The 23,445-nt window shown below is 58.4% G+C and carries 21 protein-coding genes; 10 read left to right on the top strand and 11 right to left on the bottom strand.

Annotated elements, in window-relative coordinates:
- Nucleotides 1–16: 16 nt before the first annotated feature.
- A complete protein-coding gene (locus K3169_RS26675) occupies nucleotides 17–496 on the bottom strand; it encodes an Lrp/AsnC family transcriptional regulator (RefSeq protein WP_027901835.1) in 480 nt (159 codons plus the stop codon).
- Nucleotides 497–934: 438 nt separating this feature from the next.
- On the opposite strand from K3169_RS26675, the gene K3169_RS26670 reads away from it, so the two are divergent.
- Entirely contained in the window at nucleotides 935–2,086 is a 1,152-nt protein-coding gene (locus K3169_RS26670) for a DUF6515 family protein (RefSeq protein WP_099269447.1), read from the top strand.
- 1 nt (nucleotide 2,087) lies between these two features.
- On the opposite strand, the gene K3169_RS26665 is transcribed toward K3169_RS26670, so the two are convergent.
- Together K3169_RS26665 and K3169_RS26660 are read right to left on the bottom strand one after the other, a co-directional pair.
- On the bottom strand, nucleotides 2,088–2,981 hold the full coding sequence (locus K3169_RS26665) for a cation diffusion facilitator family transporter (RefSeq protein WP_099269448.1): 894 nt from the start codon (nucleotides 2,979–2,981) through the stop codon (nucleotides 2,088–2,090).
- Between the two features lie 21 nt (nucleotides 2,982–3,002).
- Nucleotides 3,003–3,422, bottom strand: a complete 420-nt coding sequence (locus K3169_RS26660) for a polyribonucleotide nucleotidyltransferase (RefSeq protein ID WP_263268912.1) — start codon at nucleotides 3,420–3,422, stop codon at nucleotides 3,003–3,005.
- Nucleotides 3,423–3,817: 395 nt separating this feature from the next.
- Between K3169_RS26660 and K3169_RS26655 the strand changes: the two genes are divergently transcribed.
- Together K3169_RS26655 and hrpB are read left to right on the top strand one after the other, a co-directional pair.
- Entirely contained in the window at nucleotides 3,818–4,375 is a 558-nt protein-coding gene (locus K3169_RS26655) for an RBBP9/YdeN family alpha/beta hydrolase (RefSeq protein WP_231675622.1), read from the top strand.
- A gap of 40 nt (nucleotides 4,376–4,415) precedes the next feature.
- Nucleotides 4,416–6,947 carry an ATP-dependent helicase HrpB gene (gene hrpB / locus K3169_RS26650; RefSeq protein ID WP_122396803.1) on the top strand — a complete coding sequence of 844 codons (2,532 nt, stop codon included), beginning with the start codon at nucleotides 4,416–4,418 and terminating at the stop codon, nucleotides 6,945–6,947.
- A gap of 233 nt (nucleotides 6,948–7,180) precedes the next feature.
- Here the strand turns inward: hrpB and K3169_RS26645 are convergent, their stop codons facing one another.
- From K3169_RS26645 to K3169_RS26635, 3 genes are all read right to left on the bottom strand, one after another.
- Nucleotides 7,181–7,609 carry a hypothetical protein gene (locus K3169_RS26645; protein ID WP_231675620.1) on the bottom strand — a complete coding sequence of 143 codons (429 nt, stop codon included), beginning with the start codon at nucleotides 7,607–7,609 and terminating at the stop codon, nucleotides 7,181–7,183.
- 201 nt (nucleotides 7,610–7,810) lie between these two features.
- Nucleotides 7,811–8,899: an endonuclease/exonuclease/phosphatase family protein gene (locus K3169_RS26640; RefSeq protein WP_122707091.1), complete on the bottom strand. Its 1,089-nt coding sequence runs from the start codon at nucleotides 8,897–8,899 to the stop codon at nucleotides 7,811–7,813.
- Nucleotides 8,900–9,013: 114 nt separating this feature from the next.
- Nucleotides 9,014–9,691 (bottom strand): YciC family protein, encoded by a 678-nt coding sequence (locus K3169_RS26635; RefSeq protein ID WP_231675619.1) that lies wholly within the window; start codon nucleotides 9,689–9,691, stop codon nucleotides 9,014–9,016.
- Nucleotides 9,692–9,870: 179 nt separating this feature from the next.
- Here K3169_RS26635 and K3169_RS26630 point away from each other — a divergent pair, with 179 nt between their 5' ends.
- From K3169_RS26630 to K3169_RS26615, 4 genes are all read left to right on the top strand, one after another.
- On the top strand, nucleotides 9,871–10,635 hold the full coding sequence (locus K3169_RS26630) for a DUF2076 domain-containing protein (RefSeq protein ID WP_099269454.1): 765 nt from the start codon (nucleotides 9,871–9,873) through the stop codon (nucleotides 10,633–10,635).
- A gap of 372 nt (nucleotides 10,636–11,007) precedes the next feature.
- Nucleotides 11,008–11,484 carry an NYN domain-containing protein gene (locus K3169_RS26625; RefSeq protein WP_099269455.1) on the top strand — a complete coding sequence of 159 codons (477 nt, stop codon included), beginning with the start codon at nucleotides 11,008–11,010 and terminating at the stop codon, nucleotides 11,482–11,484.
- A gap of 22 nt (nucleotides 11,485–11,506) precedes the next feature.
- Nucleotides 11,507–12,118 (top strand): PolC-type DNA polymerase III, encoded by a 612-nt coding sequence (locus tag K3169_RS26620; protein WP_027902938.1) that lies wholly within the window; start codon nucleotides 11,507–11,509, stop codon nucleotides 12,116–12,118.
- A gap of 141 nt (nucleotides 12,119–12,259) precedes the next feature.
- On the top strand, nucleotides 12,260–13,594 hold the full coding sequence (locus K3169_RS26615) for a DEAD/DEAH box helicase (RefSeq protein ID WP_263268908.1): 1,335 nt from the start codon (nucleotides 12,260–12,262) through the stop codon (nucleotides 13,592–13,594).
- 160 nt (nucleotides 13,595–13,754) lie between these two features.
- Here K3169_RS26615 and K3169_RS26610 read toward each other — a convergent pair whose 3' ends face one another.
- Together K3169_RS26610 and K3169_RS26605 are read right to left on the bottom strand one after the other, a co-directional pair.
- Nucleotides 13,755–14,612, bottom strand: a complete 858-nt coding sequence (locus K3169_RS26610) for a MaoC family dehydratase (protein ID WP_263268906.1) — start codon at nucleotides 14,610–14,612, stop codon at nucleotides 13,755–13,757.
- A gap of 36 nt (nucleotides 14,613–14,648) precedes the next feature.
- A complete protein-coding gene (locus K3169_RS26605) occupies nucleotides 14,649–16,004 on the bottom strand; it encodes a 3-oxoacyl-ACP reductase (protein WP_263268904.1) in 1,356 nt (451 codons plus the stop codon).
- Nucleotides 16,005–16,118: 114 nt separating this feature from the next.
- Between K3169_RS26605 and K3169_RS26600 the strand changes: the two genes are divergently transcribed.
- The gene (locus K3169_RS26600) at nucleotides 16,119–17,396 is read left to right on the top strand and encodes an acetyl-CoA C-acetyltransferase (RefSeq protein WP_122707095.1); all 1,278 of its coding nucleotides are present in this window, start codon (nucleotides 16,119–16,121) and stop codon (nucleotides 17,394–17,396) included.
- 153 nt (nucleotides 17,397–17,549) lie between these two features.
- Here K3169_RS26600 and K3169_RS26595 read toward each other — a convergent pair whose 3' ends face one another.
- A complete protein-coding gene (locus tag K3169_RS26595) occupies nucleotides 17,550–18,578 on the bottom strand; it encodes a bile acid:sodium symporter family protein (protein ID WP_099269460.1) in 1,029 nt (342 codons plus the stop codon).
- Between the two features lie 84 nt (nucleotides 18,579–18,662).
- Between K3169_RS26595 and K3169_RS26590 the strand changes: the two genes are divergently transcribed.
- Entirely contained in the window at nucleotides 18,663–19,469 is an 807-nt protein-coding gene (locus K3169_RS26590; protein WP_406643815.1) for an AraC family transcriptional regulator, read from the top strand.
- A 235-nt stretch (nucleotides 19,470–19,704) separates the two neighbouring features.
- Nucleotides 19,705–20,601 (top strand): PA4780 family RIO1-like protein kinase, encoded by an 897-nt coding sequence (locus K3169_RS26585; protein WP_027898139.1) that lies wholly within the window; start codon nucleotides 19,705–19,707, stop codon nucleotides 20,599–20,601.
- A 210-nt stretch (nucleotides 20,602–20,811) separates the two neighbouring features.
- Here the strand turns inward: K3169_RS26585 and cueR are convergent, their stop codons facing one another.
- Together cueR and K3169_RS26575 are read right to left on the bottom strand one after the other, a co-directional pair.
- Nucleotides 20,812–21,213, bottom strand: coding sequence for a Cu(I)-responsive transcriptional regulator (gene cueR / locus K3169_RS26580; protein WP_027898599.1), 402 nt, complete (start codon nucleotides 21,211–21,213; stop codon nucleotides 20,812–20,814).
- On the bottom strand, nucleotides 21,210–23,408 hold the full coding sequence (locus K3169_RS26575; protein ID WP_263268897.1) for a heavy metal translocating P-type ATPase: 2,199 nt from the start codon (nucleotides 23,406–23,408) through the stop codon (nucleotides 21,210–21,212). The genes cueR and K3169_RS26575 overlap by 4 nt, the downstream gene beginning before the upstream one ends.
- Nucleotides 23,409–23,445 lie beyond the last annotated feature (37 nt).

Below are 23,445 nucleotides of genomic sequence, written 5' to 3'. Positions count from 1 at the left end.
CACGCTCTCCAGCCAATCAGTTGCGCAGATGCACCAAAGGCAGCTCGGTGCTGGCCAGCACCTGATTGAGCACGAAGCTCGATTTCACGCTGGTAACACCGTCGATACGGGTAAGGTGCCCTAACAGCAGCTTTTGATAGTGATCCATGTCAGCTACCACGACTTTCAACTGATAGTCCGCATCCATACCGGTCACAAGGCTACATTCGAGGACCTGAGGCAGGTTGCGAATCTGTGCTTCAAAGTTCTCGAAGCGGTCGGGCGTATGCCGATCCATGCCGATCAGTACGTAGGCTGTCAGATTGAGGCCAAGCTTCTTTCGGTCCAGCAGTGCAACCTGTCTGACGATGTAGCCATCGTCTTCCAGCTGCTTTACGCGTCGCGAGCATGGCGAAGGGGACAGACCGATTCGTTCAGCCAGCTCCTGATTGGAGATGCGCGCGTCGCGCTGCAATTCCGCCAAAATACTCAGATCATATCTGTCGAGTTTGCTCACGAAGTTCACCTTCCTGGGTTGTATTGCGCTGAATTATTCATCCGAAGCTAAAAATTGCGCAAGTAATGTTTTATCCCGCAATTTTAGCAATCTTGTGCTAACGCCTCCGGCCTATGCTTTTAAACAGAATCACTGCCCGGACATAGCGTCCAGCGCGGCTCGCCCAATCAGGCCAGCTGCGGCCTCCAGCCCAAAAGGGTTGGCACGGCCCCCGGGCTACATACTGTCCAGAAGACGGCATGAGGTGAGCCGACGCCACAAGCGTTGAGCCAGGACGAAATTCTCGAAGGGGGGCCGCAAGGTCCCCCTTTTTCTTTGTGCATGGTTGTTTGTGCACAGGAACATGTTCGCGCTAGTAGCGTGCTGATAGCATGCGGCGAACGGCGCATCAATAATGCAGTCTTAACCACATACATCCGGCGCCCCTGTGAGGAAAGCATGAAATCCCGTATCTGGCATTTGGCAGGTTTGAGCCTGTTATGTGTAAGCATCAGCACTCAGGCTTTGGCCGGGGATGACGCACCACGTGATCAGATTCGTGGCAGCGCGGGCGCGGGTCAGCAGCGCGAGCAACCCAATGCTCCGCAGCAAATGCAGCAGCGCCAGCAACAGAACCTGCAACAGCAACAGATCCAACAGCAGCGCGGTGTCGAGCGTCAGCAGGATCAGCAAATGCGTGATGTTCAACGTCAGCAGCAACAGCAGATTCAACAGCAACAAAATCAGCAACGTCAGGTCGAGCGCCAACAGCAGCAACAGATTCGTGACGTTGATCGCCAGCAACAGCAGCAGATTCAGCAGCAGCAAATTCAACAGCGTCAGGTTGAGCGCCAGCAACAACAGCAAATTCAGCAGCAACGCCAGGTTGATCGTCAGCAGCTACAGCAGCGTCAGGACAATCTGCCGATTCAGAGCGGCCCCGGCGAGGCGCGCCAGACCCAGCCACCGCGTCAGGGGTATTACCAGGACCAGAACAATGGTTATCGCGGGAGTCGGGGTGATAACCGTCCTAATGATCACTGGACCGGTCGTCCTGATGGTCACGGCAATGGCTGGGGTCCCGGCCCGCAATATCGTCCGGGCCATGTGATTGACCGAGTGCCGGGCAGTTATTCCCGCGTCCCGTATCGCGGCCTGGATTACTACTATTCGGACGGCTACTGGTACCGTCCGCAAGGTCCGCGCTATGTGATCGTGACGCCGCCGTATGGCGTACGAGTACGCAGCTTGCCGGCCTATTCTCAGGAAGTCTGGATTGGCAGCTCGCTGTTCTTCGTGGCTGCCGGGACGTACTACAGCTATCAGCAAGATACACAGGATTATGTGGTGGCCTATCCGCCGCAAAACGTCGAGCCGGTTTATACGCCACAGGCGCCTGCATCCAGCCCGTATGACCCGGTCGCCTACCCAAACAATGGCCAGAGCGCCGAGCAGGTCGCACAGGACAAATATGACTGCTATCGCTGGTCGGTAGAACAGAGCAGCTTTGATCCGGCCGAACCGAATGTAAACAATGCACCGGCGATGATTCAGGTCTACCGTCGTTCGATGGTGGCTTGCCTGATGGGGCGCGGCTACACCATTAACTGATTCAGATTGTAGCTGGGCGCACGACTTCCTGCGGGTCGGCGTGCACCAGCACTTCGGCCTTCGGATACTCGCTGTTGATCGCGGCTTCAACCTGATCGCAAAGAGCGTGGGCGACGGACAGCGTCAGGCTTCCCGGCAACTCCAGATGCAACTGCACGAACCAATGGTTGCCGGAAATCCTGGTGCGCAAGTCATGGGCACCGAGTACGCCCGGTACGCTGCACGCCAGCTCCAGCATTCTTTCGCTGACATCCGTCGGTAATTCCTGATCCATCAGCACCGAAACGGTTTCCCTGGCGATCTGGAAAGCACTCCACAGGATGTACAGGGAGATACCCAGGCCAAACCAGGCATCCAGTTGCTGCCAGCCGAACCATGCCAACACCAGCGCTAGCAGAATGCCCATGTTCAGCAACATATCTGAGCGGTAATGCAGCGAATCGGCGCGGATCGCGGCGGAGCCGGTTTCCTTGATCACTTTGTGCTGGAAGGTCAGCAGGGCAAAAGTCAGCACCAGCGAAAGCAACATCACGGCGATGCCCAGACCGGGCGAGCCTATCGGTTCCGGATTCTGAATCCGCTCGACCGCCTGAAAGCCGATCAGGCAGGCACTGACCGCAATGAACAGTGCCTGTGCCATGCCCGACAGCGCTTCCGCCTTGCCATGCCCATAACGGTGATCGTCATCGGCCGGTCGCAGGGCGTAATGCACCGCCAGCAGGTTCAGAAATGATGCCGCTCCATCGAGCAACGAATCGGTCAACCCGGCTAGCAGGCTGACCGATCCACTGAGCCACCACGCCACCGCCTTGGCAATGATCAGGGTACTGGCAACTGCCAGCGAAGCCCGGGTTGCCAGACGCAACAAGCGGGCGTGTTCGAGGCTGGTGCTCATGGTGCTTCCTTCAGATTACAGTCAGGCCGACGGCGCGAGGCCCAGCGCTGCCAGTTGTTGCACACTGCCGCGATGCTGGATCAGGCGTGGATCGTTCAATGGCAGAGTGCGACCCAGTTCGGTTTCCAGAATGGCTTGCAGCTTGCTGTTGTCGACGCTGCCATCAGCGCTCACAGCCGGTTGCAGTTTTTGCGGGTCGATCTGCGCACTCTGGCCGTGCGGGAAGTAGATCGCGCCGGTAGCGAAGTCGACACCAAAGGCGATCAGGCCAGGGATTACGTAAAACAGCAGGCCGACCGCGTCGAGCACGGCGATCGCCGGGTCAATCTTGCCATCGATCTGGCCACGACGATCAGGATAGAAAATGCTGCCGCATGCGGTGAGTTGGGTCAGCAGAGTAGCGACCACAACGCCGCCGATTAAACGAGAAGGAATGCGCATGAACATCTCCAGGAGTTGAAGTGGCAACTATACAAGGCAAATAACGCAGAGCTATGACTATTGCATGGTTCGGCGGTTCGCTGGCGTAACTCATTAGTGGCCAACATGCAGAACAATGAATTGAATGCACTTTCCTGGAGCTGCCAAGTGTCCCTGACACCGCGCTGTCTCGCAGTAGACACGTATCTGTAGGAGCGCGCTTGCCCGCGATCACGTCAGTGCAGGCGATGTATTCATCGACTGAAAAACCGAATCGCGGGCAAGCGCGCTCCTACAGGTAAAAAACATTCAAATCAAATATTTGCATTTTTCGGGTAGGAGCTGCCTATAGCATCCATGATTTACCCACCAGCCAAACCACTGCATATTACTGACACATCCAAAGGAGACGAATGATGTCAATCAGGGTTTTGACGTTGCCGGGGCTGTTCAATTCGGGCGAAACCCATTGGCAATCGCAGTGGGAGCGGCAGTTTCCCGAGCTGCACAGGGTTGAGCAGCAAGACTGGGAAACACCGGTCGCAGCGGATTGGGTTGAACGCCTCAATCAGGAAATCACGGCAACCGACGGTGAAGTCGTACTGGTCGGTCACAGCCTGGCCTGCACCTTGATCACTCTTTGGGCCGGGCAATATCCAGAGGTGAATAAAGTACGCGGCGCCTTGCTGGTGGCTCCCAGCGATACGGAAGCAGAAAGCTATCCGCCCGGTACGAGCGGCTTCACGCCGATGTCGACGCGGCGCCTGCCATTCCGAAGCATCACAGTGACGAGCACGAATGACCCCTATGTCACCCAGGAACGAGCCCGGCTCTTCAGTGAGGCGTGGGGCAGCGAGTTGATCTGGCTGGAGAATGCCGGGCACATCAACGGACAATCCGGTTACGGTCCTTGGCCCGAGGGTATCGAGTTGTTGTACCAACTGACGGGCGACGCTCGTTTTAAGCTCAAATAGCCATCGGCACGTATAATCGGCGGCCTGTTCTGGAGCCGCCATGATTTCCCTGCCCATCGATGCTGTTTTACCCGACCTGCGCCAGGCGCTGTCCGAGCGCCATGAAGCGGTGCTCGAAGCCCCGCCCGGCGCAGGCAAAACCACGCGCGTGCCGTTGGCGTTGCTTGAGGAAACCTGGCTGGCCGGGCAAACCATTCTCATGCTCGAACCGCGCCGGTTGGCAGCACGGGCAGCGGCTGAGCGTCTGGCCAGTGAGCTAGGCGAAAAGGTGGGTGAAACGGTCGGCTACCGGATCCGTCTGGAAAGCAGGGTAGGGCCCAATACCCGTATTGAAGTCGTCACCGAAGGCATTCTGACCCGACGCTTACAGGATGATCCGGCGCTGGAAGGCGTGGGCTTGCTGATTTTTGACGAGTTCCACGAGCGCAGCCTGGATGCCGATCTGGCCTTGGCCCTGAGCCTGAACGGCCGCGACCTGTTTCGCGACGAGCAACCGCTGAAGATCTTGCTGATGTCGGCCACTCTGGAGGGCGAGCGGCTGTCCAGTTTGCTCGACGATGCGCCGGTGGTGCGCAGCGACGGTCGGATGTTCCCGGTGCAGATGCAGTGGGGGCGACCGTTTCAGCCCGGCGAATTCATTGAGCCGCGTGTGGTGCAGACGGTGCTGGATGCGATCAACGATCAAAGCGGCAGCCTGCTGGTGTTCTTGCCGGGGCAGGCCGAGATTCGGCGGGTCAATCAGCAACTGGCGGATGCGCTGGGCTCGCGCTCCGACATCATGCTGTGTCCCTTGCACGGCGAGCTTGATTTGAGCGCCCAGCGTGCAGCCATTGAGCCTGCGCCCAAAGGCATTCGCAAAGTGGTGCTGGCGACGAATATTGCCGAAACCAGCCTGACCATTGATGGCGTGCGCGTGGTGATCGACGCCGGGTTGGCGCGAGTCCCGCGTTTCGATCCGGGCAGCGGCATGACCCGCCTCGACACCCAACGCATCTCCCGTGCCAGCGCAACTCAGCGCGCGGGTCGAGCAGGGCGGCTGGAGCCGGGAGTGTGTTATCGGCTGTGGTCCGAAGCTCAACATGAACAATTGGCTGCTTACGGTGCAGCGGAAATTCTTCAGGCCGATCTCGCGGGTTTAGCCTTGCAACTGGCGCGCTGGGGCGTAACGCCAACACAGCTGGTCTGGCTCGATGTACCGCCCGCTGCGGCTTACGGCCAGGCTCAGGATTTGTTGGTCCGTCTGGGCGCGCTGACCCGTGAGCCGGGGCAAGAGCCCAAACTCACCCCTCATGGTCAGGCCATGGCTGAGTTGCCCGCTCACCCGCGTATCGCCCATTTGCTCCTGCGCGGTCAGGCGCTGGGCCTTGGCAGTCTGGCCTGCGATGTTGCTGCACTGCTTGGCGAGCGCGACATTTTGCGTGGTGCCGGTGCCGATCTGCACAGTCGTCTGACGCTGCTCGATGGCAGTGAGCGTGCTGCCCGTGGCGCTCAAGGCGGCGTGCAACGGGCCAAACAACTGGCTCGCCAATATCGCGGCTATTTGCGCGGTTCTGTGTCTGAACCCGTCAGCGACCCAGACCATCCGCGCTGGCTTGGCGCGCTGCTGGCGCTGGCGTATCCCGACCGGGTTGCGCAACAACGCAAGGCGGGTGGTGCGGAATACCGGCTGGCCAATGGTCGTGCCGCCTTGTTTGCCGAAGTCGATGCGTTGATGAAGCAACCGTGGTTGGTTATCGCCGACCTTGGCAGTCGTCAGGGTCAGCGCGAAGAGCGTATCTACATGGCAGCCGAGTTCGATCCTGCGTTGTTTGATTCGGTGTTGGCGGAACAAGTGGTTCAGCTCGACCAACTGGATTGGGATGAGCGCGAAGGTGTGTTCCGTGCCGAGCGGCAGCGCAAGGTGGGGGAGTTGATTCTAAGTCGTGAGCCGCTGACCGGGCTGGACGAGTCCGCCAAAGGTCAGGCTTTGCTGGCTTTGGTGCGCCGTAAAGGCCTTGAGCTGCTGCCGTGGACACCCGAACTTCGCCAATGGCAGGCACGAGTTGCTTTGCTGCGCTCGCTGGATCTAGAACAAAAAGACAGCAGCGAATGGCCGGATGTCAGTAATAACGGTTTGCTCGAACGGCTGGAAATCTGGTTGCTGCCCTATCTGGGCAAGGTGTCGCGGCTCAGCCATTTCAGCAATCTGGACCTGTCGTCGATCCTCCACAATCTGCTGCCGTGGCCACTGCCCCAGCGTCTGGACGAGCAGGCGCCACACCACTTGAGCGTTCCGTCGGGGTCATCGGTGCGGCTGGATTACAGCGAACACCCGCCAATTCTCGCAGTGCGCCTGCAAGAGCTGTTCGGTCTGGCCGATACACCACGCATCGCCAACGGGCGGCAGATCGTCAAACTGCACCTGCTGTCCCCGGCCCGCCGTCCGGTGCAGGTCACGCAAGACCTGGCCAACTTCTGGCGCAGTACCTATGCCGAAGTGAAGAAGGATTTGAAAGGAAGATACCCCAAGCACTATTGGCCGGATGACCCGCTGATTGCCGAGCCGACGGCGCGGATCAAGCCGAGGAAGTGAAGGCGCTTTAGGAGAGCGCCTTCTGTGCCTGCCACAACCCTATCGCGCAGCAAACGCTGAATCTGTAGGAGCGTACGAGCACCGCGAGGCCGCGATAGCGATTTGCCTGACACACCGCCATCGCTGCCTCGCGGTGCTCGTGAGCTCCTACAGATATCTGTTCAAGTTCGCGAACTCAGGGCAACGCCGACAACAAAAAACAGCCAACTACATCAGATGGTTACGAGATGAATTCAATATGAAGGCATCAACTCACCGACCGCTCCAGAAACAACATCAAACGAAAATCTGTAATCCAGATTATTGATGTTTACAAAGAAGCACAGTTGCCCGGACACATAATAGACATCAGAAAAAATTCCTTGGCCGACTACGGTTTTTGCAGCCGCGCGGACATCCCACATCAGGTCGCCGTCAGGCTTGATAATCAAGGCTTCATTTCCTTTGATATCAAAGGGAGCAATCACAACCGCTATGCCAGTAGCGTCCACTAATAATTCGGGAATCAGTTTCTGGGGATTTTCGATTTTGTGAGAACACCCAAGAAAAGACCATGCGACTCCGGTAGGCAACAGCTCCCACACGCTCAAGCCTTGAGAGTTGGCACCGCGGTCAGATGATCCAGGATTGTCGATCACCGAATAGTTTTCAATAACGCTCACTTATCCACCATAACCACCAGAGTGACACGCTCGTTTTGGACGATCCCATGTTGGCTTGCCAATACATTTCTGTGGGAGCGAATTCATTCGCGAATGGGCCGGTACATTCGCAGCCTATGTATTGCTTGAAATAATGCCTTCCCGAATAAATTCGGTCCCACAGAGGAGGGCGAGCCTGATATTGGCGCGATTCAATGGGCTTCAGGGCAACACCGGCAACAAAAACCGCCCAATCACTGGCAAATGATTGGAGATCAGCAGCGTATCTTCCTGGCGCACAGCCGCCCCCACACGTTTGAGTCGCGGGCTGAAAAACAGGTAATCCACGGTGCGGTCAGGGCCACTGACGCGCGGATCATTGGGGAAGTGCGTTAGCCATTTCGCGCGATCAATGCCGCCGACTTCAACGTTGTTCGGGATCATCGGGTATTTGTCCCACAGCACATGCAACTGGCTGTCTGGCTGATACAACGAGCGCTGTTCGGCAGGCAGACGTTGATACTGACCCAGCGGCAGCAGGTTGAAATCCCCGCCGATCAGCCAGGGCGTGCCAGTGGCTTCGAATTTGTCGAGCAGCTTGCTGGTCGCCTGCACCTGACGCTGCATGGCGTCGTCGCCTTCAATGAATGTGTCCAGATGGGTGTTGATCACAGCCAGATGACCGCCGTCGCGCAGGGGCAGGTAACTGACCAGCAATGCGGGTTTGCGCTGGAACTGTCGACTGATCAGGTTGGCGTCGCGAATCGGTAGCTGAATGCGTTCGGCCCGGTCGATTTCGAATCGGCTCAGGGTCGCGAGTTTCATGCCGACGCTGCCTGCGATGTGCCGATTCGGGACGAAATCGGCTTTCCAGTAAAACGCCTCGGAGCTGCAGGGATACAGGTCGGTGACGCGCTCTTGCAGCAGCGCCAGTTGATCGTCGTAATCGGTGTTCTTCGCGCCGTCGTTCACTTCCTGCAACAGGACGATGTCCGGCTGTTCGTCGCGAATCACCCGGGCGACTTCATCAAGGTTGAAGGCGACATCTTCCGGCGTTGGCCGCTCGTCCTGACCGCTGCCATCAGTCACGTCATACCAGAACACGTAACGCTTGCCCGCCAGATACTGGATGTTCCAGGTCATCACCTTGAGCGCTTGCCCGGGTATCAAACGGGGTGCTTTATCAGCAGGACTGCAGCTGACAGGCAGTTCTTCGCGGGGTACAGGGCGCCAGGTCAGGGTGTAGACCAGCCCCAGCAGCACGCCGGCCAGCAATACAAGAATCAGCATGAAACGGATCAAGCGGCTCATCGGCTCGGCTTAGAACGCGTTGCGTTCAGTCAGAAGGTCGCGTTGCAGGGTTTCGAAAAAAGTGCAAACCCGAGCATAGCCCGACTGGAACATGATTGGCAGCCTTCGTCTCGTTTACTCCAGCTCTTCGGGTTGTTCAGGCGGTTCGTTGAGTAGCATGAACAGGCGAAACATCACCACGCTGGTGAATAGTTGCAGGAAGCTGCTGACGACGTTGATCAGCAAAACGGCGGCCTCATTTGGTTTCTCCGGGAGCAGGAGATAAGCGCTTCCTTCAAGCAGCGACAGGGGAATATAGATGCACAGCACGCAGGTCATGATGCGCACGAAGTGACCCTGGCTCATCTCGAAGCTTGCGCGCATCGCCATTAGCGGCGTCAGGCCGCGCAGTACCAGCAGGTATTCCGAAAACACCAGTCTGACCATCACCCAGATGCCGGGAAGGATAAACAGCGACAGACCGAACAGGATCAGCAGCGTGCTCAGCGCCGAGAGCACGGCGAAGGTCGGCCACATGCGTAATGCCATGGCGAGCAGGTCAAGCGTTCCAGGCTGGTCACCACCACGGGTGCGTGCATCCAGAAACAGGATCAGTGCACAGGTGTACAGCGGGTAGAACAACACACCGATCAGTAACTCGTAAGTCGATGAAGTGTTGGCCGCCAGCGAACTGCTCAGCGCCTGCTTGGCCAGCGCCTCAACGATCACCAGCGGCAGACACAGCACCAGAATGCTCGTCAGGTTGCGCCGGAAAAAGTACAGGGAGTCGGTAAGAATGGTCAGCGGGTTCATTAGGATCGGGTCGCAGAAAAAGCAGTCGGTCACTTTAGCTGGCTAACCAGGTACCGGCCAGAGCCTTCTTAACATTTACGACAGTCTATTGAAACGCCCCGGATTAGCCCCATTACCTTGCTTACGCATTGGCTATTCGGCCAGGCGAAGATTTTTAACGGCAATCTAACGAGGTCGCCATGAACAGCGAAGAGCAAACCCTGATCGATGGTCTTTTCAGCAAACTGAAAAGTGCCGAAACCGGTTCAGCCCCCCGTGACGTCGAGGCTGAGGCCAGGATCAAGGAGCATCTCAACCAGCAGCCCGCCGCGCCTTATTACATGGCGCAGGCGATTCTGGTGCAGGAAGCGGCAGTGAATCAGCTCAACCAGCAGGTCAAAGAGCGCGATGAGCAAATCCAGCGTTTGCAGGCTGAACTTCAGCAGGCGAAGGCTCAGGGCTCTTCGGCTCCGGCGCAGGGCGGTGGTGGGTTTCTGTCGAGCATCTTCGGTGGCGGAGGCAACCGTCCGCAGTCTCAGCCGCAGCAGTCCTTCTCCCAGCCGCCAGCCTCGTCCGGTGGTGGCTGGCGCGACGGTGGTCCTTCCAGCCCGCCGCCTTATAACGCGCCGCAGGGTAATCAGGGTAACTACGCCGCTCCGCAACAGCAGGCTCCACGCGGCGGCGGTTTTCTCGGTGGCGCGTTGCAAACCGCAGCCGGTGTCGCCGGTGGTGTAATGCTCGCGCAAGGTCTGAGCAGCATGTTTGGCAGTCACAATCAGCCTGAAGAAGTTGTCGAAGTCATCAAAGAAGAGCCTGCTCAGGTTGCTGATCATAGCCCTCAGGATTCTGGTGGCGGCTGGAACGATAACCAAGAGAGTGTGACCAGCAACGATTCATACGGCAGCGATCAAGGCGGCTGGGATGACGGCGGTTTTGATGGCGGGGATGATGATTCGTTTGTTTGAGTGTTGAGCTGAATAGCGCGGTACCTGTGCAGACTGTGTGAAAACTACTGCGCTCGGCAATACTGCGTTAAAAACAGGCGAAAAATGCTCATTTAGAACACCTAGACTCCGCTTTTTCGCCTGTTTTTGCCTTGTCTTGCCGTCGCTCGCTACGTTTTCACACAGTCTGTGTGGGAGCGAATTCATTCGCGAAGGTGGCGGCCATGAAAAATGTATATCTGATACACCGCTTTCGCGAATGAATTCGCTCCCACAAGTTTATCGCCAGGCCCCAGCGACTCAGCCACACACGAAACTGGCATACTAAGCGCCGATTCAACTTCTGAATCGGCGTTGTCGTTTGGCTGCGCTGCTGCGTCATGAGGATTACCGGTGAAGAAAATCGCTGTGTTCGCCGATGTACAGAACCTCTATTACACCGTCCGTCAGGCCCATGGTTGCCATTTCAACTATGCGGCGTTGTGGGCGGATATCAGCAAGCGTGGGGAAATTGTTGAGGCTTACGCCTATGCCATCGACCGTGGCGACAGCAAGCAGCAGCAATTCCAGCAAATCCTCCGCAACCTCGGCTTCACCGTCAAACTCAAGCCCTACATCCAGCGCAGCGATGGTTCGGCCAAAGGTGACTGGGACGTGGGCATCACCATCGATATCATGGACGTCGCGCCACAGGTCGACGAAGTGGTGCTGGCTTCCGGCGATGGCGATTTCGATTTGTTGCTTGAGCGCATCATCAGCAAACATGGCGTCGAAGCGGTTGCCTATGGCGTGCCGGGGCTGACCGCCAACTCGCTGATTCGCGCCGCCACTCGTTACGTGCCCATCGAAGGCGCGTTGCTTTTACGTTGATTTTTCAAAGGTTCATCAAGTGTTGGAACAAGTAGCGGTCATCGACTTTGAAACCACTGGTATTTCTCCCGGCCAGGGCTGCCGTGCCACGGAGATTGCTGTGGTGATCATGGAGCAGGGGCGCATCGTTGATCGTTTTCAAAGCCTGATGAACGCCGGTGTGCGAATTCCAGGCTTCATTGAGTCGCTGACCGGTATCAGCAACAGCATGATTCGTACCGCGCCGTCGGCCGAGCGGGTCATGAGTGACGTGGCTGATTTTGTGGGCACGATACCGCTGGTGGCGCATAACGCCTCGTTCGACCAGAAGTTCTGGGACTACGAGCTGTCACGCATCGAGCGCAGCCGCCAACAAAGCTTTGCCTGCTCATTGCTGTTGGCGCGACGCCTGATGCCGACTGCTCCCAATCACAAGCTTGGCACCCTGACCAGCTATGCACGCCTGCCCAACACCGGCAAGGCTCACCGAGCCATGGCCGACGCCGAAATGGCCGCCAACCTCACCGCGTATCTGACCAATGAACTGCGCCACACCCATGGCCTTTCTGCGATCTCCCACCAATTGCTCTGCACGCTGCAAAAAGTGCCCGCAGCGAAAATCAGCGACGCCATCAAACGCCAGCGCGGATTTTAAAGGCGTCTTCTATTGCCTTGTTGCCAGTATCTACAGCAGATTGACCCGGGCTAATGGCGAAAGCCGCAGGCGGTGCGGGCCGGAATAGTCCGGACAGGGTAAACTGCGCGCCATCTCGCGTGATTTATCTACGGTATTCAAATGACATTCGCCACACTCGGCCTGATCGAACCCCTGCTGCGCGCTCTTGAAACGCTCGGCTACCAGACTCCGACGCCTGTTCAGGCGCAGGCGATTCCACCGGTCCTGGCCGGGCGTGACCTGATGGCCGCCGCCCAGACCGGTACAGGCAAAACTGCCGGTTTCGCCTTGCCGCTGCTGCAACGCCTGACCATGGAAGGCCCGAAAGTCACTCCCAACTCGGTGCGTGCGCTGGTGCTGGTGCCGACCCGTGAGTTGGCCGAGCAGGTCCACGAGAATATTCGTCAGTACGCCGAACACCTTCCGCTGAGCACTTACGCGGTCTACGGAGGCGTGAGCATCAACCCGCAGATGATGAAACTGCGCAAGGGCGTCGATGTGCTGGTCGCTACTCCAGGCCGCTTGCTCGACCTCTACCGCCAGAACGCGGTGAAGTTCTCCCAGTTGCAAACCCTGATCCTCGACGAAGCGGATCGCATGCTCGATCTGGGCTTCTCCGAGGAGCTGCGTGACATCTACAAGGCGCTTCCCAAAAAACGTCAGACCCTGCTGTTCTCTGCGACCTTCTCCGATGCCATCCGCCAGCTGGCCGGGCAGATGCTCGACGACCCAATGACCATCGAGGTCAGCCCGCGCAATGTGGCGGCGTCTTCGGTCAAGCAGTGGGTAGTGACGGTCGACAAGAAGCGCAAACCCGAGCTGTTCATTCACCTGCTGAAAAAACTGCGCTGGTCCCAGGTTCTGGTGTTCGCCAAAACTCGTGTTGGCGTTGATCAACTGGTAGATCGCCTGCAAGGGCTGGGCATCAGTTGCGATGGCATCCACGGCGACAAGCCACAGGCCACACGCCAACGGGCGCTGGATCGCTTCAAGGCCAGCGAAGTGCAGATTCTGGTAGCGACCGACGTTGCTGCGCGCGGTCTGGATATCGACGATTTACCTACAGTGGTCAACCTCGACTTGCCTATTGTCGCTGAAGACTACATTCACCGGATTGGGCGTACCGGCCGTGCAGGCCTGACGGGCGAGGCGATTTCCCTGGTGTGCGCTGACGAAGTGGAATTGCTGTCAGCCATTGAAACCCTGACCCGTCAGACGTTACGTCGTGAAGAAGAACCGGATTTCGAACCTGAGCACCGCGTGCCGACCACGGATGCCAGCGGTCAGATTCTGAAGAAACCGAAAAAACCGAAGAAACCCAAAACCTCCGGTGGCGGCAAACGTAACCTGGGCAAATGGATCGACAGTGGCGACGCCGCGCCGGAAGCGCCGTCGGCCAAGCCCGTGCGTAAAGTCCCGGTGTTCAACACGGGGCCGCGCAAGAAGAAGCCTTGATGTAACTGCACGGTTTTTTTGTAGGAGTGAGCTTGCTCGCGATAGCGTTAGTTCAGGCAATAAGTTCGTCGACTATGAAATCGAATCGCGAGCAAGCTCACTCCTACAGGGGCCGTGTTTGCTGCGCGACAGCGTGATGTCAGGTGCCTAGGCTGCGCTGTTATTCCGTCACCGGCTGCCAACCCCCCACCATATGCACCAACCCCGGTGCACCTTCCAGGCGGAATTGGCCATGGGAGCCCGCTGCGCTGGCCGACAGCACAATCTCGCTGGGCAGGCGCACCGGCTTCTGGAACTGCACTCTGATATCGACGTTCGACGCCGGAAGATGGTTGGTCAGAAAGGCCAGGGTTCTTGCCTTGAGCCACATGCCATGGGCAATCGCCTTCGGGAAGCCGAACAGTTTGGCGCTTGGCCCGCTCAGGTGGATCGGATTGTAGTCGCCGGACACCTTGGCGTAACGTCGGCCAATTTCCGCCGCCGCACGCCAGCGTGCAACTTCTGTCATGGGCATATCCGCAGGCTCATAATCGCCACTCGCTGCACCTTCCAGTTTCACGTCGCGACACAGCATCGTGCTTTCTTCTTCCCAAAGCAGGCCCATTGAATCTTCAACCTGAGTGATCAGATCGAACGTAGCGCCTTTGTCGTGAGGCTGAAGGTTTTCAGCTTTTACACCGATGTACACCTTGTTCACGCTGCCCAGCGGCCGATGAATTCTGATCCGGTTAGCCAGATGAACCAGCCCCAGCAACGGGAAGGGGAAGTCCTTGGCCGTCATCAATTGCATTTGCAGATTGAACGCCAGCACGTGTGGATAAGTGGGCGGCAGCAGGCTGTTTTCGCTGAAACCACACACTTCGCGGTACTGAGACAGCTTTTGCGGGTCCACGGACGTCCAGCAACGCAAGCCGATATCAGGCAGTTCAGTACCGGTCACCTTACGCCGCAGCGCGGCCTGGACGAACAGGTTTGGCAGCGTCGGCAGGGAATCCAGGTATCGCCAGTGAGCGCTCATCGTGCATCTCCTTGCTCTTGTTTATTGTCTTGCGCCTTATGCGCCGATGACACTCTGACCACAGACCCGCAGCACTTGACCGCTGACCGCACCAGCACCCGGCTGGGCCAGCCAGGCAACCGCCTCAGCCACGTCCTGCGGCAAACCGCCCTGACCCAGGGAGCTCATGCGGCGGCCCGCTTCACGCAGGGCAAACGGCATGCTTGAGGTCATTTTGGTTTCGATAAAGCCGGGAGCCACGGCATTGATACTGATGCCGCGCTCGCTCAAAGTGGGCGCCATTGCCCGGGCCAGACCGATCAGGCCGGCCTTGCTGGTGGCGTAATTGGTTTGCCCACGATTGCCCGAAAGTCCGCTGATCGAAGCCAGCAGAATGACGCGACCGTTGTCGCGCAGGGTGCCACTTTCCAGCAGTGCTTCAGTCAATACTTGAGGGGCGTTGAGATTGACCGACAGCACTGAGTCCCAGAAATCGGCAGACATGTTGGCCAGCGTCTTGTCCCGGGTGATCCCGGCGTTGTGCACCAGAATGTCGATGCCACCCTGCAGATGTTCGATCAATTGCGCGCCCGCATCGGCCGCGCCAATGTCCAGCGTCAGGGCTTTGCCGCCCAGTCGTGCTGCCAGGGCATCCAGGTCTGATTTGGCCTGAGGCACATCGAGCAAGACCACTTCTGCGCCGTCGCGAGCCAGGGTTTCGGCAATCGCTGCACCGATACCGCGTGCAGCGCCGGTCACCAATGCTCTGCGACCGCTAAGCGGCCGACTCCAGTCCTGAACCTGTGATGGGCAAGCGCTCAGGCGGATAACCTGGCCGGAGATAAACGCGCTCTTGGGCGACAGGAAAAACCGCAGTGCACCTTCAAGCTGATCCTCCGCTCCATTGTCCACCTGCAGCAGTTGTACGGTGCCGCCGTTGCGCATCTCTTTGGCCAGCGAGCGGCTGAAGCCTTCGAGTGCTTGTTGGGTGCTGGCGGCAAGCGGCTCGCTGACGCTTGCGGGTGCGTGGCCGAGAATCACTACATGCGCGCTGTAATCGAGCTTTTTCAACAAAGGCTGAAAGAATTCGCGTAATTGCTTGAGGTCTTCGGTGCGCGTGAAAGCGCTGGCATCGAAGACCACCGCTTTGATTTTCGGGCCCTGATCGGCAATCCAGGCGGTTGCGCCGGGTACCTCCGAGCCAAAGCTGTAGATCGACTCGGTCAAGCGAGGAGCAAATAGCCGGACCTGATCGGCCAGCGGTCCCGCGCTGATCAGCAGCGAGCCTTCAACAGGGCGCAGACGTCCAGCCTGCCAGCGTTCCAGTCTGACCGGTTTAGGCAGGCCAACAGCGCCAACCAGGCGGCTGCCCAGGTCAGAGTTGGCAAAATCTATGTAGCGATCAGACGGCATGGAACACTCTCCTTGAGTCGGGGTTCAAAGGAGTTGACCACACTCAAGCGACGTTCGTTCGAGTATCCCCTACGCTGCTCATCAGCGAATCCGTATCAAGAAAGGGAGTTTTCAATGAATCAGCCACGCCGGGTCGCCATCGTCGGCGGTAACCGTATTCCATTTGCTCGCTCCAACGGCCCTTACGCCACCGCGAGCAATCAGGACATGCTGACCGCCGCGCTGGAGGGTTTGATCGAGCGTTTCAACCTGCATGGCCTGCGCATGGGCGAGGTCGTTGCCGGGGCTGTGCTCAAGCATTCCCGGGACTTCAACCTGACCCGCGAGTGCGTGCTGGGCTCGCGCCTGTCCCCGCAGACGCCTGCCTACGATCTGCAACAGGCCTGCGGCACCGGGCTGGAAGCGGCGTTGCTGGTGGCCAACAAAATCGCCTTGGGACAGATCGAATGCGGTATTGCGGGCGGGGTGGATACCACTTCCGATGCGCCGATTGGCGTGAACGAAGATTTACGTAACATTTTGCTGCAGGTTAACCGGGCCAAGTCCGTAGGCGACAAACTTAAACTTTTGTTGCAATTGCGTCCGCATAATCTCAAGCCTGAGTTGCCACGCAATGGCGAACCGCGCACCGGTCTGTCCATGGGGCAGCACTGCGAATTGATGGCGCAAACCTGGAATATCCCTCGCGATGCACAGGACCAGTTGGCGCTGGAAAGCCATCTGAAAATGGCCGCAGCGTATGCCGAAGGCTGGCAGAACGATTTGATCACACCGTTTCAGGGCCTGACCCGCGACAACAACCTGCGTCCGGACCTGACCCTCGACAAGCTCGCCAGCCTGAAATCCGCGTTCGAGCGCAGCGCCAAGGGCACGCTGACAGCGGGCAACTCCACACCGCTGACTGACGGAGCTTCATTGGTGCTGCTGGCCAGTGAAGAGTGGGCCCGAGAGCGCGGCCTGCCTGTATTGGCTTATCTGCGTGATGGAGAGTCTGCGGCGGTGGATTTCGTCAACGGCAAAGAGGGCCTGCTGATGGCGCCAGCCTATGCCGTGCCTCGGCTGTTGGCGCGCAATGGCCTGACCTTGCAGGACTTCGACTACTACGAGATTCACGAAGCGTTCGCCGCGCAGGTGTTGTGTACGCTGAAGGCTTGGGAGGACGCAGATTATTGCCAGACCCGGCTTGGGCTTGACGCGCCTCTTGGCTCGATTGACCGCAGCAAGATGAATGTCAAAGGCAGCTCGTTGGCCGCCGGTCACCCGTTTGCCGCCACGGGCGGACGTATCGTCGCCAACCTGGCCAAGTTGTTGAGTGTCGCAGGGGAAGGGAGGGGATTGATTTCCATCTGCGCCGCGGGCGGGCAGGGGGTTACGGCGATTCTTGAGCGGTGATGAGAATGGACACAACTGCCAATATTGGAATGCATTGTGGGAGCTGGGCTTGCCCGCGATAAGGCTGGATGCGATCTAGGATAGACCGAGGTGTCCTTATCGCGGGCAAGCCCAGCTCCCACAAGTCCTGTATTAACCTGATATTGGGCTTGCTCACGCCGCCCGGGCTTCCTCCAGCGCTTCCGCCGACAGTTGCAGCTTGTGCCGGTTTGAATAATTCTCGGCCATCACCGAACACACGATCAATTGCAGCGGGTGGTAGATCATGATCGGCAGCAGGATCAGACCCAGCCCCGGATTGTTTCCAAAAATCAGCGCTGCCATCGGAGCACCGGCCGCCAGTGACTTTTTGGTCGCACAGAACACCGCCGCCACCTTGTCCGCATGATTGAATTTCAGGACGCGGGCCGTGCCGGTGGTCAGTAGCAGGATCACTACCAGCAATGCTGCACTGCCTGCGAAGGCCATGGCGATGACCGAGTTGCCCTGGGTTTGCCACAGCCCCGACACCATCGAATTACAGAACGCCGCGTAGACCAGCAGCAGGATCACGATCTTGTCGATCAGGTTGGTGTACTTCTTGTGTCTGGCGAAAAACTTGCCCACCAACGGACGCACCAACTGGCCCAGGATGAGTGGCAGCAGCAACATCAGGCTCAGTTTCAGCAACGTGGAACCCAGGTCGATGCCGCCAGAGCCGGTACCAACGACCAGACTGACCAGCCACGGCGTCATGAAAATGCCGAACACGCTGGACATGCTGGCGTTGAGAATCGCCGCTGGGACGTTGCCGCCTGCACTGCCGGTCAATGCCACCGAAGAGGAAATGGTCGAGGGCAGTGCGCACAGGTACAGGAAGCCCAGCATCAACAATGCCGGAACGTAGGCACCAAATGCCTTGTCGCAGGCCAGCCAGATAATGGGGAACACCACAAACGTGAAGACCTGCACCATGATGTGCAGGCGCCAGTTCTTCAGGCCGTTTTTGATCTGCTCGCTGGAGAGATTGACGCCGTGCAGGAAGAACACCACGAACACGCCGATGTTGATGACGTATTCAGCATGCATGCCGCCACCCGTGGCACCAAAGCCCGGGAAGAAGTAGGCCAGAACCGTGGCCAGGACCATCCCGCAGAGGAACCAGTCGGTGACGACGCGTTTGAGATGTTTGAGGACAGACATAAGCGCTCGGCAATTGTTTGTAAAAATAGATGTCCGAAGGCTAACGCACTCGTAAACTTCCGTCTTGCGACATAAGGCCATTCCATAACGGCTAACGGACAAATTCATATGCATCGTCATGGCAGCGAGCGACAGATTCCAGCATTGAGCGAATTGCCGCGTCCATTGTATGCCCGCGCCGAGAGCTTGAGCGCTGGATCATGGACGCCGCCACATCGTCATGAGTGGGTGCAATTTTCCTACGCGATCAGTGGTGTTCTGGGCGTGCATACCGCCGAAGGCAGTTTCTTTGCCCCCCCGCAGTGGGGTGTCTGGATACCGGCGGGGCTGGAGCATGAAGTGGTGACCTCCATGCGTGCAGAAATGCGCAGCCTGTATGTACGCAAAGAGGACTCCGGCTGGGCGCCGCAGCGCTGTAGGGTTCTGGAAGTGACGCCTTTGGCTCGGGAGCTGATCAAAAGCTTCTGTCATTTACCCGCCGAGTACCCCTTGGGTGACACCAGCGAAGCGCGACTGGTGCAAGTGCTCATGGACCAGTTGGCGCATCTGCCTGAAGTGGGGTTCTCGTTGCCCTTGCCTCGTCACCCGCGTCTTCTGGAACTGTGCAATGAACTGATCGAAAACCCGAGCCAGTTGATCACGTTGCACGATTGGGCAGTACGTCTGGGCGCTTCGGAGAAAACCTTGATGCGCCTGTTCCTGCGTGAAACGGGTTTGAGCTTCCGTGGCTGGCGGCAGCGTGCGCGGCTGCTTTCATCCCTTGGCGCGCTGGAGAATGGTGACAGCGTAACCAATACGGCGCTGGCCTGCGGCTACGACTCGACTTCGGCGTTCATCGCGGCTTTCAAGGGGTTGTTCGGGTTCACTCCCGGTGAACTGTTCAAGCAGTAATTGACCGGATTACCTTACGCAATGCGTGCAGTGGCTGAAGTTTCTTACCTTGAGATCCAGGTTTGTTTTTTTGCTCTCTAACGGCATGAAAGCTGCTTTATATCGGGGCGATGAGGGTTTTTCCGACAGAAACTATCCACATCAAACGTCAGCTCCTACTACTCGCTGGCAGAGGATTGCCGTATAACGGGCAACAATCGCGTGTTTGGCAACGAAGGACCCACAATAAAAGCTGATGAAAACTCCTAAACGCATTGAACCCCTGATCGAGGACGGTCTGGTGGACGAGGTGCTGCGCCCGCTGATGAGCGGTAAAGAGGCAGCTGTTTATGTGGTGCGCTGTGGCAATGAGCTGCGGTGTGCCAAGGTTTACAAGGAGGCAAATAAACGCAGTTTCCGTCAGGCATCCGAGTATCAGGAAGGCCGTAAGGTACGTAACAGTCGTCAGGCACGGGCGATGGCCAAGGGCTCCAAGTTTGGTCGCAAGGAAACAGAGGATGCCTGGCAGAACGCCGAAGTGGCGGCGCTGTTCCGGCTGGCTGGCGCTGGCGTTCGGGTTCCCAAGCCATACGACTTCCTTGAAGGCGTGTTGCTCATGGAGATGATCGCCGACGAGTATGGCGACGCCGCACCGCGATTGAATGATGTGGTTCTGGAGCCGGATCAGGCTCGGGAATATCACAAGTTTTTGATCGAGCAGATCGTACTGATGTTGTGTACCGGTTTGGTGCATGGTGACCTTTCGGAGTTCAACGTGCTGTTGACCCCGACTGGCCCGGTGATCATCGATTTGCCTCAGGCTGTCGACGCAGCGGGTAACAACCACGCGTTCAGCATGCTGGAGCGTGATGTGGGCAACATGGCTTCCTACTTCGGCCGCTTTGCGCCTGAGTTGCGTAAAACGAAGTACGCCAAGGAAATGTGGTCGTACTACGAAGCAGGGACCTTATCGCCAGCGACAGTGTTGACCGGCGAGTTTGATGAACCGGAAGACGAGGCCGATGTGGGTGGCGTGTTGCGGGAAATCGAAGCCGCGCGTCTGGACGAAGATCGTCGCCAGGCCGCCCGCGCTGCCGACGATGCTCCACCGAGCAAAACTGCCGAAGAACCGCCTCCGCCCTGGATGCAGTGATCGGCCGTTAATAAAAACCCGGCTTCGGCCGGGTTTTTTGTGGGCGGAAGGCTGCCAATATCGCCACTGTCATTTGGGTTGGAACGCTGTTCCCCTGTGGGAGCCGAGCTTGCTCGCGATAAGGCTGGACTCGGTTGACTTAGATCGCGTCCAGCCTTATCGCGAGCAAGCTCGGCTCCCACAAGGTGTGGGTGTCACCTGCGAGGTCACCTACCCACAACACCCACCCGAAGCCAGGTCCTTGAGAATCGGACAGTCCGGGCGGTCATCGCCGTGGCAGTGCTCGACCAGTTCCTGCAGGGTGTCGCGCAAGCTCACCATTTCCTCGATCTTCTGGTTCAGATCAGCGATATGCTCGCGGGCCAGTGCTTTGACGTCGGCGCTGGCGCGTTGCCGGTCTTGCCAAAGCGTCAGCAATTTGCCCACTTCCTCCAGAGAAAACCCCAGATCCCGCGAGCGCTTGATGAACGCAAGTGTGTGCAGATCGTCCTTGCCATACAGGCGATAACCACTGTCACTGCGATGCGCCGCCTGCAGTAGACCGGTGGCTTCGTAGTAACGGATCATCTTGGCACTCAGGCCGCTCTGTTTCGCTGCTTGCCCAATGTTCATGACTTTGCACCCGGATCTTCAGGCTTCCACGTTTTAAGCAGCAAGGCGTTGCTCACCACGCTGACGCTGGACAGTGCCATTGCCGCGCCGGCCAATACCGGATTGAGGAAACCGAAGGCCGCCAACGGAATTCCGATCAGGTTATAGACGAAGGCCCAGAACAGGTTCTGGCGGATTTTTGCGTAGGTTTTGCGGCTGATCTCCAGCGCTGCCGGAATCAAGGCCGGATCGCCGCGCATCAGCGTAATCCCTGCCGCATGCATAGCGACGTCAGTGCCACCGCCCATAGCGATGCCGATATCGGCGGCAGCCAGCGCGGGCGCATCGTTGATGCCGTCACCGACCATCGCCACAACGCCGTATCGCTTCAGATCCGCCACTGTTGCGGCTTTGTCCGCAGGCAGCACTTCGGAATGAACGTCACGAATACCCAGTGCTTCAGCGACCACTCTGGCGCTGCCGTGGTTATCACCGGTCAGCAAATGGCTACTGATGTTACGTGCGGCCAACTGTTCAACGGCTTGCCGTGCTCCGGGCTTGAGTGTGTCACCAAAGGCGAACAGGCCCAGCACCGCGGGGTTCGGGCTTTGCTCGATCAACCATGACAAGGTCCGGCCTTCGGCTTCCCAGGCACGGGCGGCATCGGCCAGTTCGTCCATGTGCAAACCGCTTTGTTCAAGCATTCGGCGATTGCCCAAGGCCAAATCGCGGCCGTCCAGCGTCCCGGCAATTCCGACGCCAGGCAGGGCCCGACTGTTTTCAATGCTGGCCGGATGCAGGTGCCAATCCCGGCAGGCGTCCAGCACCGCCTTGGCCAACGGATGCTCGCTGCCGCGTTGCAGCGCGCCCGCCCATTCCAGTACCTGTTCTTCATTGCCGCCTTTGGCGCAGAAGTGGGCGATTTGCGGAGTGCCGGAAGTCAGCGTGCCGGTCTTGTCGAACACCACGGTTGTCACTTCATGGGCACGCTCCAGTGCCTCGGCGTCCTTGATCAAAATACCGTAGCGCGCCGCGACGCCGGTTCCGGCCATGATTGCCGTTGGCGTTGCCAGCCCCAGCGCGCAGGGGCAGGCGATGACCAATACCGCAACGGCGTTGATCAGCGCACTTTCCATCGGAGCGCCCGCCACCAGCCATCCGGCAAACGTAAAAAAGGCGATGACCAGAACGGTCGGGACGAACACCTGGCTGACCCGATCCACCAGTTTCTGAATGGGAGCCTTGCCTGCCTGAGCATCTTCAACCAATCGAATAATGCGCGCCAGGACCGTTTCGGTGCCTAGCGCTGTGGTTCGGACCAGCAGGCGCCCCTCGCCATTGATTGCGCCGCCGGTGACCTTGTCGCCGACCTGTTTGGGCACCGGCAGGCTTTCGCCGCTGATCAGGGCTTCATCGGCGTGGCTTCGGCCTTCGATCACTTCACCGTCTACAGGGACGCGTTCGCCCGGTTTGACCAGCACCAGGTCGCCCAGATTCAAAGCGCTGATGGCGACGTCGTGCTCATGACCGTCAATGACTCGCAGAGCGCGATCAGGTCGCAAGGCTTCCAGCGCGCGAATGGCGCTGGCGGTCTGACGTTTGGCACGGCTTTCCAGGTATTTGCCCAGTAGCACCAAAGCAATCACTACCGCCGACGCTTCAAAGTACAAATGCGGCATTTCGCCGGGGGCGGCAGTGACCCACTCATAAACGCTCAAGCCGTATCCGGCACTGGTGCCTAGTGCTACCAGCAGGTCCATGTTGCCTGCCCCGACGCGCACGGCTTTCCAGGCCGCTACATAAAATCGTGCGCCAAAAATGAACTGGACCGGGGTGGCCAGTGCGAATTGCGCCCAGGCGGGCAACATCCAGTGAATCCCGAAGGGCTGGAGCAGCATGGGCAGAATCAACGGGACCGCTAACAGGATTGCCAGAATCAGCGCCCAGCGCTCTCGGGTCAGTGTGCGAAGCTGCTGGTCGGCTTTCGCAATCGGGTCTTGATGCGCAGTAGCGGTATATCCGGCTTTTTCGACTGCTGCGATGAGGGTGGCAGTGTCCGGCCCGCCGTCCGTCTCGATGTGCGCCTGTTCATTGGCAAGGTTGACACTGACAGTCTTCACCCCTGGCACTTTGTTCAGCGCACGCTCGACCCGACCTGCGCAACTGGCGCAGGTCATGCCGGAAATCGGCAGATCGAAGTTGAGCGGATTGAGCATGTTCATTCTCCCTGAAGGCAGTTGCCTGCAAGGATCA

Origin of the sequence: Pseudomonas phytophila, assembly GCF_025643095.1 — a bacterium.
GTDB lineage: Bacteria > Pseudomonadota > Gammaproteobacteria > Pseudomonadales > Pseudomonadaceae > Aquipseudomonas > Aquipseudomonas quasicaspiana.
This window is presented reverse-complemented; position numbering and strand designations above follow the sequence as displayed.

Bases quoted from the DNA above. Each gene is read 5' to 3' on its own strand.
- K3169_RS26670 (WP_099269447.1), top strand. From the start codon at position 935: ATGAAATCCCGTATCTGGCATTTGGCAGGTTTGAGCCTGTTATGTGTA.
- K3169_RS26665 (WP_099269448.1), bottom strand. From the start codon at position 2,981: ATGAGCACCAGCCTCGAACACGCCCGCTTGTTGCGTCTGGCAACCCGG.
- K3169_RS26660 (WP_263268912.1), bottom strand. From the start codon at position 3,422: ATGCGCATTCCTTCTCGTTTAATCGGCGGCGTTGTGGTCGCTACTCTG.
- K3169_RS26655 (WP_231675622.1), top strand. From the start codon at position 3,818: ATGTCAATCAGGGTTTTGACGTTGCCGGGGCTGTTCAATTCGGGCGAA.
- hrpB (WP_122396803.1), top strand. From the start codon at position 4,416: ATGATTTCCCTGCCCATCGATGCTGTTTTACCCGACCTGCGCCAGGCG.
- K3169_RS26640 (WP_122707091.1), bottom strand. From the start codon at position 8,899: ATGAGCCGCTTGATCCGTTTCATGCTGATTCTTGTATTGCTGGCCGGC.
- K3169_RS26635 (WP_231675619.1), bottom strand. From the start codon at position 9,691: ATGAACCCGCTGACCATTCTTACCGACTCCCTGTACTTTTTCCGGCGC.
- K3169_RS26630 (WP_099269454.1), top strand. From the start codon at position 9,871: ATGAACAGCGAAGAGCAAACCCTGATCGATGGTCTTTTCAGCAAACTG.
- K3169_RS26615 (WP_263268908.1), top strand. From the start codon at position 12,260: ATGACATTCGCCACACTCGGCCTGATCGAACCCCTGCTGCGCGCTCTT.
- K3169_RS26610 (WP_263268906.1), bottom strand. From the start codon at position 14,612: ATGAGCGCTCACTGGCGATACCTGGATTCCCTGCCGACGCTGCCAAAC.
- K3169_RS26605 (WP_263268904.1), bottom strand. From the start codon at position 16,004: ATGCCGTCTGATCGCTACATAGATTTTGCCAACTCTGACCTGGGCAGC.
- K3169_RS26600 (WP_122707095.1), top strand. From the start codon at position 16,119: ATGAATCAGCCACGCCGGGTCGCCATCGTCGGCGGTAACCGTATTCCA.
- K3169_RS26595 (WP_099269460.1), bottom strand. From the start codon at position 18,578: ATGTCTGTCCTCAAACATCTCAAACGCGTCGTCACCGACTGGTTCCTC.
- K3169_RS26585 (WP_027898139.1), top strand. From the start codon at position 19,705: ATGAAAACTCCTAAACGCATTGAACCCCTGATCGAGGACGGTCTGGTG.
- cueR (WP_027898599.1), bottom strand. From the start codon at position 21,213: ATGAACATTGGGCAAGCAGCGAAACAGAGCGGCCTGAGTGCCAAGATG.
- K3169_RS26575 (WP_263268897.1), bottom strand. From the start codon at position 23,408: ATGCTCAATCCGCTCAACTTCGATCTGCCGATTTCCGGCATGACCTGC.